At 38.2% G+C, this 17,415-nt stretch carries 16 protein-coding genes; 13 read left to right on the top strand and 3 right to left on the bottom strand.

Features of this window, described 5'->3' with window-relative positions:
• The first annotated feature begins 161 nt into the window (after positions 1–161).
• The 4 genes from L654_RS0112790 to traN all read left to right on the top strand — a co-directional run bounded on the left by L654_RS0112790 (position 162) and on the right by traN (position 6,531).
• Positions 162–665 carry a S26 family signal peptidase gene (locus L654_RS0112790; RefSeq protein ID WP_024590297.1) on the top strand — a complete coding sequence of 168 codons (504 nt, stop codon included), beginning with the start codon at positions 162–164 and terminating at the stop codon, positions 663–665.
• Positions 652–2,073 carry a TrbC family F-type conjugative pilus assembly protein gene (locus L654_RS0112785; RefSeq protein ID WP_024590298.1) on the top strand — a complete coding sequence of 474 codons (1,422 nt, stop codon included), beginning with the start codon at positions 652–654 and terminating at the stop codon, positions 2,071–2,073. The genes L654_RS0112790 and L654_RS0112785 overlap by 14 nt, the downstream gene beginning before the upstream one ends.
• A 142-nt stretch (positions 2,074–2,215) precedes the next feature.
• Complete coding sequence (locus tag L654_RS0112775; protein ID WP_024590299.1) at positions 2,216–3,466, top strand: TraU family protein; 1,251 nt, start codon at positions 2,216–2,218, stop codon at positions 3,464–3,466.
• A complete protein-coding gene (gene traN / locus L654_RS0112770) occupies positions 3,466–6,531 on the top strand; it encodes a conjugal transfer protein TraN (RefSeq protein ID WP_024590300.1) in 3,066 nt (1,021 codons plus the stop codon). Before L654_RS0112775 ends, traN begins: the two co-directional genes overlap by 1 nt.
• A 74-nt stretch (positions 6,532–6,605) precedes the next feature.
• On the opposite strand, the gene L654_RS0112765 is transcribed toward traN, so the two are convergent.
• The 3 genes from L654_RS0112765 to L654_RS0112755 form a co-directional block, all read right to left on the bottom strand.
• Entirely contained in the window at positions 6,606–7,466 is an 861-nt protein-coding gene (locus tag L654_RS0112765) for a hypothetical protein (RefSeq protein WP_029753599.1), read from the bottom strand.
• An 80-nt stretch (positions 7,467–7,546) separates the two neighbouring features.
• Positions 7,547–7,777 carry a hypothetical protein gene (locus L654_RS0112760; RefSeq protein WP_024590302.1) on the bottom strand — a complete coding sequence of 77 codons (231 nt, stop codon included), beginning with the start codon at positions 7,775–7,777 and terminating at the stop codon, positions 7,547–7,549.
• Positions 7,774–8,007 carry a helix-turn-helix transcriptional regulator gene (locus tag L654_RS0112755; protein ID WP_158001141.1) on the bottom strand — a complete coding sequence of 78 codons (234 nt, stop codon included), beginning with the start codon at positions 8,005–8,007 and terminating at the stop codon, positions 7,774–7,776. The genes L654_RS0112760 and L654_RS0112755 overlap by 4 nt, the downstream gene beginning before the upstream one ends.
• 113 nt (positions 8,008–8,120) lie before the next feature.
• Between L654_RS0112755 and L654_RS0112750 the strand changes: the two genes are divergently transcribed.
• The 9 genes from L654_RS0112750 (at position 8,121) to L654_RS0112710 (ending at position 17,320) form a co-directional block, all read left to right on the top strand.
• Positions 8,121–10,037 (top strand): ATP-dependent helicase, encoded by a 1,917-nt coding sequence (locus tag L654_RS0112750; protein WP_024590304.1) that lies wholly within the window; start codon positions 8,121–8,123, stop codon positions 10,035–10,037.
• Positions 10,038–10,695: 658 nt separating this feature from the next.
• Positions 10,696–11,019, top strand: coding sequence for a hypothetical protein (locus tag L654_RS1000000127800; RefSeq protein WP_024608178.1), 324 nt, complete (start codon positions 10,696–10,698; stop codon positions 11,017–11,019).
• 744 nt (positions 11,020–11,763) lie between these two features.
• Positions 11,764–12,396, top strand: a complete 633-nt coding sequence (locus L654_RS0112740; protein WP_024590305.1) for a hypothetical protein — start codon at positions 11,764–11,766, stop codon at positions 12,394–12,396.
• A gap of 54 nt (positions 12,397–12,450) precedes the next feature.
• Positions 12,451–12,756 (top strand): hypothetical protein, encoded by a 306-nt coding sequence (locus tag L654_RS0112735; protein WP_024590306.1) that lies wholly within the window; start codon positions 12,451–12,453, stop codon positions 12,754–12,756.
• Between the two features lie 134 nt (positions 12,757–12,890).
• A complete protein-coding gene (locus L654_RS0112730) occupies positions 12,891–13,934 on the top strand; it encodes an AAA family ATPase (RefSeq protein ID WP_024590307.1) in 1,044 nt (347 codons plus the stop codon).
• A gap of 215 nt (positions 13,935–14,149) precedes the next feature.
• Positions 14,150–14,524, top strand: coding sequence for a hypothetical protein (locus L654_RS0112725; protein ID WP_139016101.1), 375 nt, complete (start codon positions 14,150–14,152; stop codon positions 14,522–14,524).
• 94 nt (positions 14,525–14,618) lie between these two features.
• Entirely contained in the window at positions 14,619–15,710 is a 1,092-nt protein-coding gene (locus tag L654_RS0112720; RefSeq protein WP_024590309.1) for a DUF3150 domain-containing protein, read from the top strand.
• Between the two features lie 176 nt (positions 15,711–15,886).
• A complete protein-coding gene (locus tag L654_RS1000000127960; RefSeq protein WP_155945838.1) occupies positions 15,887–16,060 on the top strand; it encodes a hypothetical protein in 174 nt (57 codons plus the stop codon).
• A gap of 132 nt (positions 16,061–16,192) precedes the next feature.
• Positions 16,193–17,320, top strand: a complete 1,128-nt coding sequence (locus L654_RS0112710; RefSeq protein ID WP_024590310.1) for a toprim domain-containing protein — start codon at positions 16,193–16,195, stop codon at positions 17,318–17,320.
• The last annotated feature ends 95 nt before the right edge of the window (positions 17,321–17,415 follow it).

Here is a 17,415-nt window from a genome sequence, read left to right as displayed (position 1 = left end):
AACCATAGCCCCATCTAATGCAATATTAGATGGGGCTTTTTTCGTTTTTAACCCCTCTTAATTTCATTAAGAAAATTACAGCACCTATATTGGTACTCTCTATTTTTTAACCTTTCAATTTTCATGCTTGATAATAGAGAAAATTATCAAGGGCGACCCAAATGAAAAAGCATGTTTCAGCAATTTTTGTTGCAGTTTCATTCATATTTTATTTTATATATTTTTCTTCTCGGTACACGCTGGCTTACCCGCCGGGGCAGAGTGCGTGCCTTAACGCGTCTTTTTTCTTAATAGATAAGTGGGATATAGACATTGAACAAGGCGATTTAGCTTATTTTGAAATGAATGTTGAAAATCAATTCTACCCAACGGGTTTACGTTGGATCAAAAAAGTTGCAGCTATGCCTAATAGCGTCGTGTCAGTCGAGGAAAATAAAGTTGTGGTAGACAATTTAACAGAGTTTTCTTTGTCACTAAGACACATCATAACCGCATTAAATTTAGCTGATAACAGTATTGGCGAAATTGAAGATTATACAAAAGTAATTCAACTTGAAAATGATGAAGTATTCATGATTGGCGAGACTATTAACAGTTTTGACGGGCGCTTTTGGGGGCCTCTTAAGAAAGAACAAATTAAAGGAACAGCTTATGCGATTTTCTAAATTAATGACTTTAATCGTTGTCTTATCATGTGGCGCTCACGCACAAACTGCAGAAGAACATGCAGCAAAGGTAAAGCAAGATGCTGCCAATGCAGTCAAATCTATTGATCTGAATAATTCCCCGTTTGAAATTCCTGAAAGTATGAAGGAGAAATTTAGACAAGCTGCTCAGAATAAAGGTGATTTCGCTCTGCCAGATAGCAGCAATAGTTCAATGCACGAGATGACCCCAGCGCAACGTGAACAAATGAAAGTAGCGATTGATAATGTTAAAGCTAAAACAGAAGAAATGAAGGCAAAAGGCTGGTTAGACGCTTTTGATAAAGAAACGGTTAACAAGCAAGTTGAACAATATCGAGCCTCTGCGCAAATGCTTAGTGAGCAATCCACCAGCTCTCTTGAGCGTGCGTTACATGAGCATGCAGGACTAACAAAGGAACAAGCTAGCCACTTTAATGCAAGTGCTGATACTCCAAAATCACGCCAAAATGAAGCCAATGAAAAAGCTATATTTATTAGTTTTTCAATGGACAGAGAAACAATAAAAAATATTATCTACTTAGCCAAAAAGGAAGGGGCTGAGGTCTATGTAAATGGGTTACACCCACAACATAAAATGGTTAATGAAACGATGATGTTACTGCGCGAAATTGTGCAAGGCATTGAAGAACCTCCTATTGTGCGCTTTAACCCAACAGCCTTTAAAAAGTACGATGTAAATTCAGTTCCTACGATTCTTTATCGTGAACTTGATAGATATATCATTGCCTCGGGTGTGACCAGCTTTGATTGGTTAGAAACGGAATATAAAAATCAAAATGAAAGCGTAAATTACGGTGTAACAGGTCCTGTTAGCCAAGTTATAGAAAAAAGCATTATTGATGAAATGAAAGAGCGCATGGCTAATTATGATTGGAAAGCTCAGCGTAAGCGCACAATTGATAGTTTTTGGTCACGACAAGATTATACCCCACTCCCTAGAGCCACCAGCACCGAAGAATGGTTAATTGATCCAACAATATCTGCATCAAAAGATATAAGCACACCGCGTGGCGAACTGATTGCTAAGCAAGGCTCAGTAATGAACCCACTTAAAGGACATGGTGTTGGCTTTACGACAGTTATATTTAATGCAACTGATATTAAGCAAGTTGAATGGGTGTCGAAAAAGTTAAATGAAATGAATACGGTTGGCCAACTGATGTTAATCACTTCACAAGTGAGTAAGCAAAAAGGTTGGGCACATATTGAAGCGCTACAAAATCAGTTTAAACAAAAAATATTTTTAATGCCAAAAGAGCTGGCATCTCGATTCCAACTATCCGCCCTACCAGCAGTCGTTAAAACTGATTTACAAAAATCAATGCTTCACGTTACACAATTCGATATTAATGAGGAAGATAAATGAAAATTATACCCGCTTTATTTTTCGTGGCCGTCGGTATTTGGATAACTTACACATACCCTGATGTTGCCAAGCAAGCATACTCCTACATAGTTGTTGGTGTTAACTGGGCGCTCGCAATGCTCAATGATTTGAGGGGGGCTTAATGTCATTCTTTAATATTAAAAACAGTAACAAAAACAAAAGTGGAATGACCAAAAATATAATGTATACAGCATTATTCTTTTTAGCACTTATAGCTTGTACGGCAAAGGCTGAAGATGTAATTCCTAGTGGGACTGCTGCAAGTACCGACGGTGTAGGCGCTTCATCTGTGATTTGTGAAGATGCAAACTTATTTACGAGTGTATTTACAGGCATTTGCTGGGATTGTTTTTTAGATAACGTTTCATTACTTGGTATTGGCAATCCTCCAGACGGTGCGGCACCCCGCTCTCCTGTTTGTGCGTGTGAAGATAGAGCCGGTGTTCCTCAAATTGGTTGGCCTCTTGCTTTTTGGCAGCCACAGCGAGTAATTGAAGTTACTACTATCCCTTGGTGTAGCGGTGGTTTGGGAGGTATTAGGCTACAAAATAGTTATGAGGGTCTTGGTCACTCAAACGAAGCGCCTAAAGATGGCACTCGCTCAACGAGTGGCTTTTATCAATATCATTACTATTCATACCCAATAATGGTGATGCTACAAATGTTTGTTATGCCCTCATGTAGCTCTGAATACGTTGACTTTGATTTAATGTACCTGAGCGAAGTTGATCCATTGTGGCACAATGATTTACTTGCTCTTCTGTTAAATCCAGAAGCAATTATATTTTCTAATCCAATTGCACAAGCTTATTGCTCTTTAGATTGTGTTCGCGCAACAGCTGATGCACCAATTGAGTCCTCATTTCCTTGTGCCGGTTGTGATGGAAATTTATACCCGTTAACAGGCTTTGTATATCCTCAACCTGACCAAGTTGCAGCAACTTCATTAATATCGCAAAGAGCAATCGCATCTCTACATCGTAAAGGTTTAGCTCGAAAGACTATGGGGCCTGAAGCGCAATGTGAGCCTACATGGGCACCAATGACACCTAGATCTCAGTATAAATTCTCTATGTTGTATCCAATACCTGAGTCAAGCACTACACCAGTACCTAATTTTGAAGTAGATGATGAACTTACTGGTCCCGATTCTATTCAAGTGCAAGCGGGTGAAGGTGAGAGCATAGAGGCGTATGAAAACTGCTGTCATCCTATGGGAATGTCAACAGCGCGTTGGTGTGTTCCCGTTGGTGGAAGAAAACGACCAGGTAAAGATAAAACGTTTTTATACCTAATTTGGAACTATCGTGATTGTTGTGTAAGAGATTTACCGGGTGGTGGTGGTTCTGGCAGCACAGAGGGTGGTGAGTAATGTTAAAAAATATAGGTGTATATGGTTCACTGATCATTTCCACGATGCTAGTAAATTCTAGTGCGTTAACGGTAGGTATGCTTTTAGGTACATACTCAACATCAAGTTACGCTCAAGATGAAGACAAAATACTAAAGGACTTAGATAATAAGTACGATATTAGTAATCCATATCGCCATAATTTAGAAAGCAAAACCTATGATGTAGTACCTCGAGCTTCAAGGGATATGACAAGTCAGCTTGAGACTATGATCCTCAAGTCTAACTCAAGGACCAACACGGTTGATATAAAAGGTACAACAGGCTCAAATGCGGATATGACGACGGCAGTGAAGAATGCAAATGCCGTTAGCTCAACCCAAATAATGCCCAGTGTTGACCCCACTACAAATGACGTAAATGTTAAGTTAAACAAAAGCCGAGCTTTTGAAACGTACCGCGATTCAAGTGGTGCAATCAAAGTAAGGCTTAAGCCAGGGGCAGACTCTTCACTTTCACCTGTTAGCGTATCAGCAGACGAAATATATTCTTCTGAATTAAATCACGGACAAACAAAATGGGAAGGTGAAGGAACGTATGAAGATGAAGATGCCTTTTATCAAGCTGGCCGTGATTCTAATGCGAGACTTAGCTCAACGGCTAACAATACAGGCGAAGCTGTTGCTTATCGAACAGTTTTAAGTAATGCCCAATCGGGCGCACAACAAACTGTTCCAGATGCAATAATGGCACAAAGCTATGCAACATTAGATGAATTAGAAACTGGCGGTGCTGGTTTCTTTGATTCATGTGGCTCAACAACTGTCGCTAAAAGTGGAAATTTATATGCCCCAAATATTGAAGAGAGGTTTTGCCAAAGGCTACAAAAAGATAATCCATTTCATTGCCAAGTAAAGCGAGCAGTGCCTGTAATTTCAGATGCAGTGCTTACTGTTGCAGGTAAAGGGCGAAATATATTAACGGTAGAGTTTAATCTTCAAACAGGAATAGTTAAAGCTATAGAACCAACGGATTCGATTGCTTTTGATTTTAACGTAGCTGCAAATGATGCCTTTAAGAACATGTGTGCAACTGATCCAGATGCAGTTTTTAGCCGGGTTACACTAGATACTTGGGAAGGGACAAGCTTGCCGGGAAAAATTGATAAATCTACGATAATGACTGAGCTTCAAGCGCCAAGCTGTGCAAATGGCTTGGTGGGTATTATTAGCATTGAAGATAAAACAGATGAGTATGGTGACACTGAATGGATTCTAAACGCTCAAGCAAAATATAGATTTGTAGGTAAGCTTGGTGAAGATACTCAAATTCCAGAGGGATGCTATGACGCGCTTTCAAGTGAAGATAAAAAAACAAAGGGACTAACTTCTTTCCCACCTGATCCAATCACGGGAGAATTTGAAGTAAATGGACAATGTACGTTTACTGGTTACCAGACAATACAAGGTGGCTTACAGGGGTATGATGAAGAAATGCTAGCCTCTACCCTGCCATGGTATGACGGCGATATAGAAAATATATCGTGGGAAGTTAACTTAGATGGATATACATGCGATCCCTTTAAAGGTGAAAAAGTATGTACTAACGTAGAGCAACCCGATGGCTCGGTAGATGAGGTGTGTAGATCGTGGGACGAAATTCAATCTACAGGAGGAACGTGTGGAACTTATGAAGAAAAAGATGAATGCGTCGAAATTAAAACAGAGTGTACAGAAGGTTTTACGATTGACGGTTGGAATTACTGCGTAAATGAAACAGTAACCTATGAGTGTGACACAGGCTATGACGTTGACTTTGAATATGAGACAACTGAATCATCATGTGAAGGCATGTTGCCATGTTCAGGTGGTGAATGTAGCTGGGGTGAAAAAGAAGAAAACGAAAACTTCCTTAAAGCTGCGGCCATAGCAAACGTTATGGAACAAATACCAGGTGAAGCTTCGTGTGATGTGCCGGGCGATTTATCAACCTGTCGTATTTTTGAAGGTGAAAGGCAATATTGCTCATGGGCTACCGCTTCAGACTGGGGTAATGATTGCTGCGAAGCACCAGAAGGTATCGACTTTCTTGATTACCTAAACATGACACAAATGATGCTCAAGTTTGAAAATCAGCAAATGGGAGGGGTATTTTCTGAACCCGCTGTAGAAGCCATTAATGGTGCATGGACTACGGTATCTGACTCGGTGACTTCTACAAACGCTTGGGAAAGTCTTAGTTCATTTTATACCAGTGCCGTGGAAACCGTTACGGGCAATGTTGCAACCGCTGTACCGGGTGCGGCTAGCGGTTCTGCAGGAGCAGCAGCTTCAACTGTAGCTGAAGCTGGCTTAGGTCCTATGACACAATATATATATCAACTTATTTATGACGCGTTGCCAGAAGAGTTGGGTAAACTTATGTTCTCAACAGCTGTGTCAACTGAGGCGGGAAGTGATGCGGTTGTAACTGGTTTAAGTGATGGGATGGCAAGTGCCGCTAACTTTTTGGGTGCGGTAATGTTTTGGTATTCTATGTATCAACTAGCACAACTGGTTGGTTCATTATTAACTGCATGTGATGAAGTTGACAGTGATACGGCACTTAAACTTGAAATGCGTCAATGCTATGCGGTGGAGGATAAATATTGCGCTAAAGAAGGCTTAGGTGTTTGCTATATGAAAAGGCAGGATTATTGTTGTTATGGCTCTATTTTAAGTCGAATAGTTATGGAGCAAGCTCATGTATTACTAGGTAAAGATATGACTGAGTGCTCAGGGCTAACGCATGAGGAATTACAAGCACTAGACTTCAATCAAATTGATCTAAGTGAATGGATTGGCGTAATGATTGAGTCAAATTTAATACCCGAGTCGAATCAAGATGATTTAAGCGCTGGTGGTAGGTATGAAAACACTGAATACAGAGAGACACCCACTGAAAGGACTCTACAAAGAACAAGCAATGCAGCTGAGGGAGCAAAGGCTATTAAGGAAAAAATGAACGAACCATTGGATTGTTCAAAGTACCCGCGTCCACAAATTTGTGAGTTCGGGTTTACACTTGGTAGTGAGGAAGGCGGCTGATATTCTTTAGGATGTTAAAATGCCAGCCTAATAGGCTGGCAACTAGAGAAAAATGAATATCTAATTCAGAATAATTATTTGTTTAATTTAAAAGAAGAATTTTCTTTAGTGAATAAATGCATTGTATTGTTATGGATTACGTAAGGGGCTGGAACAGTGTATTTAACCCCACTACCCCAACGACCGAATGTTTGTGGTACTACCGCAAAGCCTGAAGTAGCAATAGCCATATCAGTAAAACCTGCATACCCGCCATGGAAGGTTACTGTAATAACACTTTGTTGCTCACCCTCATAGTTTACCTTTCCAGTTACTTCTACGTTTACTGGCGTAGCGCATGAGCCTTCGTATTCACGTTTTACGTTAATGAATTGTCCTGAGTTATTAGCAAGATCATACTTTAATTTTGGCTGCCCTGTCTTATCACACAGCGCTCCATCAAACATAAACATAAAGTTGTTATCTCTGCCGTCAGCACTAAGCCTCATAATGCCAATGTAATTAGAGTTTTCGATGTTTTCAAAAGTTTTTGTTAATTCAGATTCTACAACTTTTACTGCGTCAGCATCGACGTTTGGGCTATCTAAATCACCTAAAAAAACAAGCATAGGTTTCCAATTAAAGGCTCTGTCTGCCTCTGATTGAGCACCCATGCTCCCAGCTAAATCAATTAAGCCACCAGTTAGGAAAGACATAGCGTATTCCGCCCCAACTAATGCTCCATTTGCTTTGAATTGCGCTTCTTCTGGTAACGCTACATCAGATAAACCTGCGGTTTTACGTGTCATTTGAGCCACATTTAATGCAAAGCTAGCATCATCGTCAAATTGATAAACTTCATTTGATTCCATTGTTATAACAGGTGGCTGAGTAGACATACAAGCTGCCAATGAAAGCGTAGATAGTGCTAAGATTGATTTTTTTATGAAGTTCATTTTTTTAATCCAAATGTTTAATTGCATGTATTAAAACATATTTGTATAAATAGGCTACTGATTGAACTCAATATTATTGATTATATTAGGTGCAATCGCCACAATTCTTCTATTTCGTATACTTTTTCAGTATAGGTATCTTTAATTACGCCACCAGCGGTTACTGTCAAATACAAAACTCTACTAAGCCCACTTTTCTGGCGATACTTAACTGAAGCATGGCAACCAGCTACTTTGTTTATTGCTTGTGAAAGTTGGTCAAGGCTATAACAAAGAAAATCCTCTTTGCCCACTGTTTGAATTTTAATCATGGCTGTAATCCATCCAATACCAGTCCTGTTTTAAATTGAGAAACATGACTTCGCAATATATAAGACAATTTAATAAGTTGACGCTCTTGCGGTTTTGCCTTGCCACTTTCCCAATTTAGGTAATCGCTTACTTGTACATCTAATTTTGTGGCAACAGTTTCTGGCGAAAGTAACTGCTTCTCTCTTTGTGATTTGATACGTCTACCAAGAATGCGACTGTATTTGTTCATATACATATTTACCCTACTTCGAATTTACAGAGGTCATTTTTACCTATTGTAAAATTTAGGCTACTGGACAGGAAATAATAGAATGCATGTTTTAGGCACTTGTAAGATTACATATGGCATTAACAAACGATCAAAACGCTGTAGTTGTACACAGAGACGAAAACAAACTTGTACTCGCTTTACCCGGAAGTGGGAAAACCCATTTATCAATAGAACTGGCCAGTGAGATTATAAAGGCTAATGAAATTAATAAACTAATAATGGTTACTTTTACTCGTTCATCTACAAAGGAAACAGAGCATCGAATTTCAAAATTGATCAGTGAAAATGACTTAAAGCGAATAGATATAAGAACGTTTGCTAAATTAATACTTGACCATGCACGACCGCTATTAGATGGGCGTAGTTTAATAATGGGACCAACACACGATTCATTTAAACGTCGTGCTGTAGGTACAGATGAAAAAAATCTACAATTTTTAGATACACAATTCCCTGTAGAGTATCTATCATCAAATGGGGATATTGGCGAGCTTTCAGAAATTTCAATGAAATATCTTCAAGCACTCTGGCAGTACAAAAAAGTTGATTTAACGACATTGAGTATAGAGCTTATTTTTGCATTAAGTGCTAAGAAAATTGAGCCGTTGGATTTTACTCACATGCTGGTGGATGAATTTCAAGATACGTCAGCAATAGAATATGCTTGGATAAAAGAGAATAAAAAAGAGAATAGATCCTTTACGGTCGTGGGAGACGATGACCAGGCCATTTATTCTTGGCGTGGCGGTTTTGGTTACAAAAACATGGTTAAATTCCAAGAAGAATTTGAAGCCAAAGCTTTCCTTTTAAGTATTTGTTTTAGATGTGCACCTGAGATATTGGCGTATGCAGCAGAGCTCATTGACTATAATGTAGAGCGAATGCCAAAAAGCATGAACTCTGCAAAAGATCCGGGTGGCAGAGTCGTTTTCAAAGATTATGCACGTTTAGATATTGAAAAAGCCCTTAAAATTGATCCTGAACGTATCCACCAATACAAAAAAGAAACTATTATAAATAGAATCGTACCAAGTGGATTATCTTGGCATTACCGCAGAGCAATTGAAAACTACCTTAACCTCATTAATCAAAAAGTGTACGCCAATAAACCTGATAAAGTCATTATGAGCAAAACTTCAGTACCGTTTGAATGCCAAGGCGTAGTAGCCCTAGAAATAGCTCAAAACCCTAAAGGCTGGGCAGTGTTAGCTCGAACCAATAAGTTATTGGATTTGATGCAGGAAGAATTAGTTTACTTAGATATTCCTGTTGAGAGGATTGGTGGTAAATCTATATGGGAGTCACCATTGATTGTTGGCTTAGTCAGCTTATACAGAAGCTTATCGAACCCGAAAAGCATGGTATTTATTGATGATGCACTTAGCTTTATAGGTGTACCAAATAATGTTATTAGCGAAACACATAAGCATGTTGTTGAGGTTGGCGATATAAATAAGGTTAGCTCATTATCATTGCCGGAAAACAAAAACCTAAATATTTATTTGGACTTGGCCAAAAACATACCTAGTAATGACGATGAAGAAGGAATTGATGAGTTTATAAGTAAAGTTTTTAATATTGCATCAGTAATATCAAAGGATCACGAACGCGCTGTTAATAAACTACGGTTAGTTTCTGACCGACTACAAGGTTATAGCGGGTCACTAAGAATGAGGGTGTCAGCTTTGATTCGCCTTATGCAGATGAAAGACGAAATTGACCATAGCGATAAAGATAAGGTGATACTGGCCACTATGAATGGCTCAAAAGGACTTCAGTGGGAAAAAGTATGGATAATAGATGTTGAAAAAAATAGAGTGCCTACAAAATTTAGAGGCGATAGTGACAATGAGGACAGTAAGTTAGCATTTTTAGAGGAAGAAAGGCGTTTGTTATACGTGGCCATCACTAGGGCTGAATCACGATTACATATAAGTTATCGCCATGGGAAGCACTCGCAATTTATTGAAGAAATGCAGCCAGATTAGGCGTTCCTTTAAACGGAAGTAGTCTTTTATCAGCGAGGTCAGAAAACTATTTGACCTTGCTTCAATTTTTTAAATAAAAAACAGTACAAGCATTGTAAAAAAAGTAAATGCGTTATATATTCAAATTATCGCTACGGCGATAAACCCATTTTCGCTACGGTGAAAATAAATCGCTACGGCGATAAACCCATTTTCGCTACGGTGAAAATAAATCGCTACGGCGATAAACCCATTTTCGCTACGGTGAAAATAAATCGCTACGGCGATAAACCCCCTTTCGCTACGGCGAAAATAAATCCCTACGGCGATAACACTTTTCGCACCTGCGATCGGTTTGGCTAAGCCAACAAAACGAATTTAAATATGAATACCAACCCCCCTCCCCCAGTGAGCATTAGCTTATCTGGTATTTTTCATGCTTAAAATTTATTGAAAACATAACTACCTAGTTATGTCCTTAATAATTTTTACCGTTTTTTTTAACTGAAGTTTTTAACTTCGACTCCTTGCATGGAGTATAACCCTTAGCGGCTTTACATCCCTGTATCGCGACGGTTCAACCTTTTTAGGTCAATGAATCATATGCTACGGCATCAACCCCAAACCCAACCAAATAGTCCTGCTATTTGTAAATTAAAAAAACGGAGAGTAACCACTCATGCGAAACTTTAAAAAAAGCGCACTAACCCCTAAGGCAAATAAAAACATCTTTAGTAATTTTTTCAACCTCGTTGGATTAGTTAATAAATGTATTTATCTGCCGACCTATTTAGTTTCAAAACTTTTTCATAGCGAAAATTTCTTTGGGCGACTCGTTGTTTTGTTTATATGGCTTATGAATGTTATATCCTTAATGTTTATTTCATCTACCATGACAAGCACAACAGGCTTATTAACCAATCTTAGCAACTTTATTGTTTCGTTTGGTCTTTTAAGTGCAGTTCCCGTTTTAATTATCCAATTTAGAAAAGACTCTTTTTAAGTTTAACCCCTTAAATCGTAACTAAATAAACCCAAGGCAAATAAAACACCATTAGCAATCCATTCAACCACGTTGAATTTGCTAATTAATGTTCCTAATGCCTAACTAGTAACCGTACTTTAAATCGTAATTATTTATTTGAACCACTCGTTGTAATGCTTATATTGTTTTGACTGTAATAATTTTTTATTCCTTTCATATTTTTCAATTAACACTACATGCTTGCTAACTATCCTTAACAATTCTTTGTTTCTTTTAGTTATTAATTCTGGTTTTAATTTATTTCTACAATTTCAAAGTCACTTTTTAAGTTTATTTCCTTAAATCGTTACTAAATAAACCCAAGGCAAATAAAATGACATTAGCCACCAATTCAACTTCGTTGAATTTGCTTCGCTAAAACCATTATTTTCCACACATTTTAGTTAACTCACTTTCATAGCAAACATTTCATAAACCACACGCCGTACTGAAAATCTTAATTTTGAATGTAATATTTATTTCCTTCATTACTATGATTATCGCGACTCACTTATTGACTAACCCTAACAATATTTATTCTTTGTTTTGTTTAGTGCTTTAAGTTTGGTTTTGTTTATTTGTATTTTGAAAGTTCCTTTTTAAGTCCAACCACTTAAATCGTAACTAAATTAAACCCAAGGCGTCAGCCTAAACCCTACGGGAGTATTTATTCACTCCTTTGGGGTGCATGTACTCCCGTTTTTTATATCCCGGAGAGTAACCATGCAAACCCATGCAAAGAAAAATAAAGTTAACCACCTAGACAAAATTGAATGCGTTTATCGTATACAACACCACGGCTCTACTGTTAGAGCTTGTGCTAAACGTTTTGGTGTTACTGATAAAAAAGTAATTAGTTGGCTTTCGATGCACGAAAAAGGTGAACTTATTAAGCAACATGCTCAGTGGTCACCAAGTTGGAATAGAGAAAATGTAATTCAACACCCGTTGGATTTAGATATATTGCAAGCAATTAAGCGGGGAAATCCCACTTATGAAGACTCAATTATCTCTTTGTTCGACCCTGAACTTGATGCAGTTAACTGTATATCTCATGTTGAATGGCAAGATGAAGAAATTGAAAAACTATGCTTATGGATGGTTGATCGTTCTTTAGAAATTCTGCGTGATGTTGCTATTGATAGTGAAGACTTAATTGTCGAGCTTGAGTTCGTTAGTTCTAACTATTTTGCATTAATTTGTAAAGCGTTTGGCTTTGATCATGTTGAACTCCGTAAAGGAATTTACCATGAACTTAGACTTCGCGGTGTAAATGTATTTGCATTAGAAATGTTAGAAATATCATCTGTATATACTCGTTCTGGAGTTACTTATGTTCCTAACAGTGAATACTAAGCAGTCTCTAAACAATGTACTTACATGTGTATTTGAAATAGATGGAGAGATTAAATGAGAGATTTAGTATTTAGGCAAGCATTTGCTTATAACTTAGTTGAAATTATCACTGCGATAGTTACATCTAAATATCTTAAATTTAATTCATTTATTAACAATACTGATATTTTGGTTTGGATTGCATTAGAGCAAGGTGATGTAGTTCCCCAATTATATATTAGTGAGATAGACAAAGCTTTAACTGAGCTATCAACTGATTTTAATGGGAAGTATATAGAAGCATATGCTTTAGCAGTTCAAACATATAACGAGAATTATGAAATTGATAAAATGGCTGAATCAAGCATTTACGTTTCATAATTTAACAACTGTATAAAAAGTTCTAAACCCTAAATTTAATTCTAAAGATTAAATTTAAAACCCTAATCGGGGATAGTTTTCCCTGATAGGGAAGATCTATCTCCAAAAAACTTAATTCCTTTTGGAGAGTAACCATGTCAAACACAAACACGGCAGAAAACGTAACAGAAATTCAATCAGCAAAAGTAAACTACAACGAATTAGAGAAGGTCGATGCACATAGCATTTTTCCTGATTTTTTCACTCCCGGTGAAAGAACTCTTACTCGTCGTAAAAATCGTCACCCTGATTGTCAAGGCTCTAACAAGTATTACATTCCGACAGAAAAGACGCTTAAACGCTTATTATCTTGGTGGATGGCTCCTGTTCAACTTCAAACTTTTGGTTTGCATGGTGAAACAGGTACAGGTAAAACTGAAATGTTACTTTTTGTAGCAGATCACTTAAATGAACCTGTATACATGGTTAAGTGTCACGGTAGCTTAATGCCAGAAGATTTAGAGGGTTCACGAGTTCTTATGAATGGTGAAACACCTTTTAATCCTGGTCCAGCTGCTAAAGCTTACGCTAGCGGTGGGTTAGTAATTTTTGATGAACTTGATAAGGTAAATCGCAACACTGGTGCTGCGATTCATGGATTACTGGAAGGTAAGCCTTGGCCTATAGAGCAAATTGGAAAAACACTAACTAAACACTCATTGTGTCGTATCGTTGCCACAGGTAACACGACTGGTGAGGGCGGCTCAGAGTTCTACACTTCTTCACAGAAGTTAGACGATGCCTTACGTTCACGTATCGGTTGGTACAGAACGTATTACCCACAACCAGCACAAGAGTTAAAAATAATACAAAAGCAATTCCCTGCAATCCCATATGCTGTCGCACATAAGATGGTCTTAGTCGGTAACGAATTAAGAAAATTACGTGTGGGTGATGATGGTAAAGGCATTGATGATCCAATCGGTTGTATTTTTAGTACACGAACATTGGTTAATTGGGCTTTTCATACGATGGTATTTGGTAAAGATGCGGAATGGCGCGAAGCCTTAGATTTCTCTATGCAAGGCGGTGTTGATAGTGATAGCCAGGAAATAGTTGATGCAGTATTGCAGCGATTATTAGGTTTAGATCTTGATAAACCAAGTGGAGAAGTTTTTGCCTCACACGCAAAAAAGTAACAGGCTCTTCCATAAAACCGGTAGCTAGTTTTTACGATATGACAGACAGTTTAGATTGTTCCGTTTTTGAAGCTCACGAGTTTCCAGACGGTTCATTTAAAGCAATGTCTATCGGTACTAATGCTAATGGAAAGAGATTATCGGTTACATTTAGTTGCGTTGGAGTATTTACTGGTCTTAATAGTATATACAGAAAAGTTAGTGATATAGAGTGGGTGGATAACAATACGCATCTTGATGATGTTGTTACACACTTTACGATTAAACACAGCACTGAATACAAAGGACAAGAAGCGGTTGAATTAGGCTTTCTACCATGTAGGCCGTCTTCGTACCCAACAGAGTCTTTCGATGTTATTACTTTAAGTAAAAGCAATGATGAACTTTGGGCCATTGGTCACTTTAACAATGTTCTTTATGTTTTTTACAAAAAGAACAAACGTTATGGTGATTATTGGATACCGCAAGTAGTAGATAGTAAAGTTTCTTCAAGAGATCGTATTCAAGAAAAGCTGGATGATGGGTATTTAACTACCATTAATAGCTTTGTGTTCGATCACAAAACTAGAAACTTAGAATATTGTAAATAGAGGCTAACACCTCTAAACCTAAACCCTACAGGGGCATAATACCCCTGAACAGGGTTGTTATGCTCCGAATTTATCAAACCCCCGGAGAGTAACCATGACAACCCAAACATATACAGTCGATTCAGCAAAAGAAGCTTCTAAACTAGCCGCAAACAATGCCAATTTAGACATTAAAAGTGGCGCTTGTTTAATTTCAGTAGAAGTTCAAGGAGCATGTGGCGAAAGTATTATCTCTGATAGTAAATCGTTAATAGATGGACAAGTGCTCGACTCTGAGTTGCTTTCAGGTACTAAGCTACGCTGGTTCCCGAAAGAAAAGCTTAGATTTGTTAGTAAGTGTTCAGCTCAAGCTCGTCGCGCTCTTAATCAACGAGGTATTAGCTTTGCAAAAGGCGCTACCCTTGTACCAATCAGTCAATTAGATGATTTGATTACAGAGTTAAATGAAATTGATACTGAATTTAAAGCTGAAGTGCATAACCTTAGAAGTGAGTATGAAAACACTATTGAAGACCATATTTTAAATAATAAGCCTGTAGAGGCCTATATTAGAAAATGTTCAGATGAAGCTAGTAAATTTGCTGGTCGATTCACATTCAAGGTGCACCCACCAATGGCAATTCAACCTCTTTTTGATGGTGATGAAGATGTTATGGCTGTTGAAGCGAGTCAAACTTTGTTTGATGAAATTTCTAACGAAGCAGCGGAAATCTATCAAAAGTCGTTCCTTATGGCAGAAAAAGCAACAAGCAAGAAGTTAAAACCAGTTTTCGCTCTACGCGATAAATTGGTCAATTTATCTTTCTTGGATTCTACTGTTGCTCGTGTAGCTGAGCGCTTTTCTGAAGTGCTAAATGAATTACCTTTAACATACCCTTTAATGGGTGGTGACTATCACAAAGTATGTCATTTTTTGACACTTGTGAGTGACAGAGCAAAAGTTATTGCTTATGGAAAAGGTGGTGATGAGCTAAGCGAAGTTGAAGAAATAGAGGAAGTTGAAGAAGTACCAGTAGTGGATAATGCGTTAATTGCAGAGTCTAGTATAAACACTGAAGATAACCCTTTCAGTGATAACCCATTTGGAGAAGCAGTAGAACAATCAAGTAGTGACCCATTTAACTCTGAATTCATAGTTCAGCAGGAGAATGTGGCTATTGATAGTTTTGCTTTTGATGGTTGGTAATTAATTTTATCAATTGTTAGCACCAGTAAAAGCCTAGCGCTTTTGCTGGTGGCTTACTCCCTAAAAACACTTTTTTTGGAAAGTTTTTTTAAAGATTAAGAATATAAACCCACGCGGGTACACCTACCCGCTTGGGCATGGTTGTACCCCAAATTTAGATATTTTGGAGAGTAACCATGAAAACCGATTTAAAGAAAATGCTTGAAGGTAAAACTATTAAAACTGTAGTCCGTGGAGATTACGTTTTTAAAACAGTTGAACATGAAGGTAAAGATATTGTTGTAGGTGTTAGATCAGTCACTACTAATAGTTCTCGAAGAATTGAGAGTAGTGAACTAGTAACTGCATAACCACCATCCAAGCTCGCTTTTGCCCGCTTGGGTGGCGAGCTTTCTTTTTACCGGGTCACGGTGATCACCAATACACCTGAGACTCGGATGTATTGGGATCACCGTGATTTCGATATATGAGGAAGTAATATTATGAACTACAACAATTTCGACAAAATTAACCATGTTAAAGCATTAGTAGACCAAAGTGGCGGTTGGGAAAGTGTTCTTTCAAACTACCATGGGTTAGCGCAATCATTTGAAAAAGGTATTAGGCAGCAGCCTTGTCCTTTAACCGGTGGTGGCCGTACTAAGTTTAGATGGTTTCGAGACTACAGAGATACAGGTGGGGCATATCATAACGATGTTGGGCCTTTACCAGATGGTATATCAGTTGTGTCTTGGTATGTTGGGTGTTCTGTCTCACAGGCTTTAGATGAAATTATACGTATTTGCGGCGGTGACTTATCACGAGTTACTGAATCAGATGCAGCTAAAGCACAACGTAAGCATACCCAACAAAGCGCATACAAAACGTCAGAAGAGGCCTTAGCAAAAGCTAAAAAAGTTCTTAGGAACAATAAAGCTCAAGCTAAGCCAATTTTGAACACTCATGCGCAAGATTACCTTCGCAATCGTGGTATTAATTCGGACCTTACTAATATGTCTGATTTGGGCTTTCATCCAAAACTTGCATATAAGGAAAGCGATGAAACAAATTGGCAGCATTTCCCCGGAATGCTTGCCATGGTACGTGATGTGAACGGTAAACCTGTCACTATGCACCGCACTTTTCTCGACACAAAACTACCGGTTAAGGCAGATATTATGCGCAGCAAAATGATTTTTGCGCCTATATCTGATGTTCGAGGCTGTTCTATTCAATTAGACCAACCAAGAGACGTAGGTTTTGGAGAAAAAGTTATAGGTATAGCTGAAGGCATTGAAAATGCACTTAGTGTTCGTGAAGCTACAGGAACTCCTATGTGGGTCGGTATTTCGGATCGTTTAATGGAAGCTGTAAAGTTTCCAGATGACGTTACGTTTGTCCTAATTTGGGCTGATATTGAACCTAGTGGGGCTGGTCTTGCTGCAGCGAAGCGCTTGAAGGAACGTTTGGAAAAAGAGGGCAGAAATGCAGAAATCTTTGTACCAAATTGTCCTGAAGGTGTTGATAAAATTGATTGGAATGATGTTTATCAGTCAAAGGGCTTTGATGGTTTTCCACCAGCTCTTAGGCCTGAATTTCAACTTGATACTGGAGTTGTTATTCATGATTAAAATCATCACTTCGTCGCGTCAACATCACAGCGTAGAAAGCAAAGGCACAATACTTCAGAGTCTTGAACAAGGCTCCGTTGTACACAAGTCACAGT

This window comes from Pseudoalteromonas sp. TAB23 (assembly GCF_000498075.1).
Lineage (GTDB): Bacteria > Pseudomonadota > Gammaproteobacteria > Enterobacterales > Alteromonadaceae > Pseudoalteromonas > Pseudoalteromonas arctica.
Note: the sequence above shows the minus strand (reverse complement) of the source record. Positions and strands in the feature narration are given on the sequence as shown.

Coding starts and splice junctions, on each gene's coding strand:
- L654_RS0112790 (WP_024590297.1), top strand. CDS start 162: ATGAAAAAGCATGTTTCAGCAATTTTTGTTGCAGTTTCATTCATATTT.
- L654_RS0112785 (WP_024590298.1), top strand. CDS start 652: ATGCGATTTTCTAAATTAATGACTTTAATCGTTGTCTTATCATGTGGC.
- L654_RS0112775 (WP_024590299.1), top strand. CDS start 2,216: ATGTCATTCTTTAATATTAAAAACAGTAACAAAAACAAAAGTGGAATG.
- traN (WP_024590300.1), top strand. CDS start 3,466: ATGTTAAAAAATATAGGTGTATATGGTTCACTGATCATTTCCACGATG.
- L654_RS0112765 (WP_029753599.1), bottom strand. CDS start 7,466: ATGAACTTCATAAAAAAATCAATCTTAGCACTATCTACGCTTTCATTG.
- L654_RS0112760 (WP_024590302.1), bottom strand. CDS start 7,777: ATGATTAAAATTCAAACAGTGGGCAAAGAGGATTTTCTTTGTTATAGC.
- L654_RS0112755 (WP_158001141.1), bottom strand. CDS start 8,007: ATGAACAAATACAGTCGCATTCTTGGTAGACGTATCAAATCACAAAGA.
- L654_RS0112750 (WP_024590304.1), top strand. CDS start 8,121: ATGGCATTAACAAACGATCAAAACGCTGTAGTTGTACACAGAGACGAA.
- L654_RS1000000127800 (WP_024608178.1), top strand. CDS start 10,696: ATGCGAAACTTTAAAAAAAGCGCACTAACCCCTAAGGCAAATAAAAAC.
- L654_RS0112740 (WP_024590305.1), top strand. CDS start 11,764: ATGCAAACCCATGCAAAGAAAAATAAAGTTAACCACCTAGACAAAATT.
- L654_RS0112735 (WP_024590306.1), top strand. CDS start 12,451: ATGAGAGATTTAGTATTTAGGCAAGCATTTGCTTATAACTTAGTTGAA.
- L654_RS0112730 (WP_024590307.1), top strand. CDS start 12,891: ATGTCAAACACAAACACGGCAGAAAACGTAACAGAAATTCAATCAGCA.
- L654_RS0112720 (WP_024590309.1), top strand. CDS start 14,619: ATGACAACCCAAACATATACAGTCGATTCAGCAAAAGAAGCTTCTAAA.
- L654_RS1000000127960 (WP_155945838.1), top strand. CDS start 15,887: ATGAAAACCGATTTAAAGAAAATGCTTGAAGGTAAAACTATTAAAACT.
- L654_RS0112710 (WP_024590310.1), top strand. CDS start 16,193: ATGAACTACAACAATTTCGACAAAATTAACCATGTTAAAGCATTAGTA.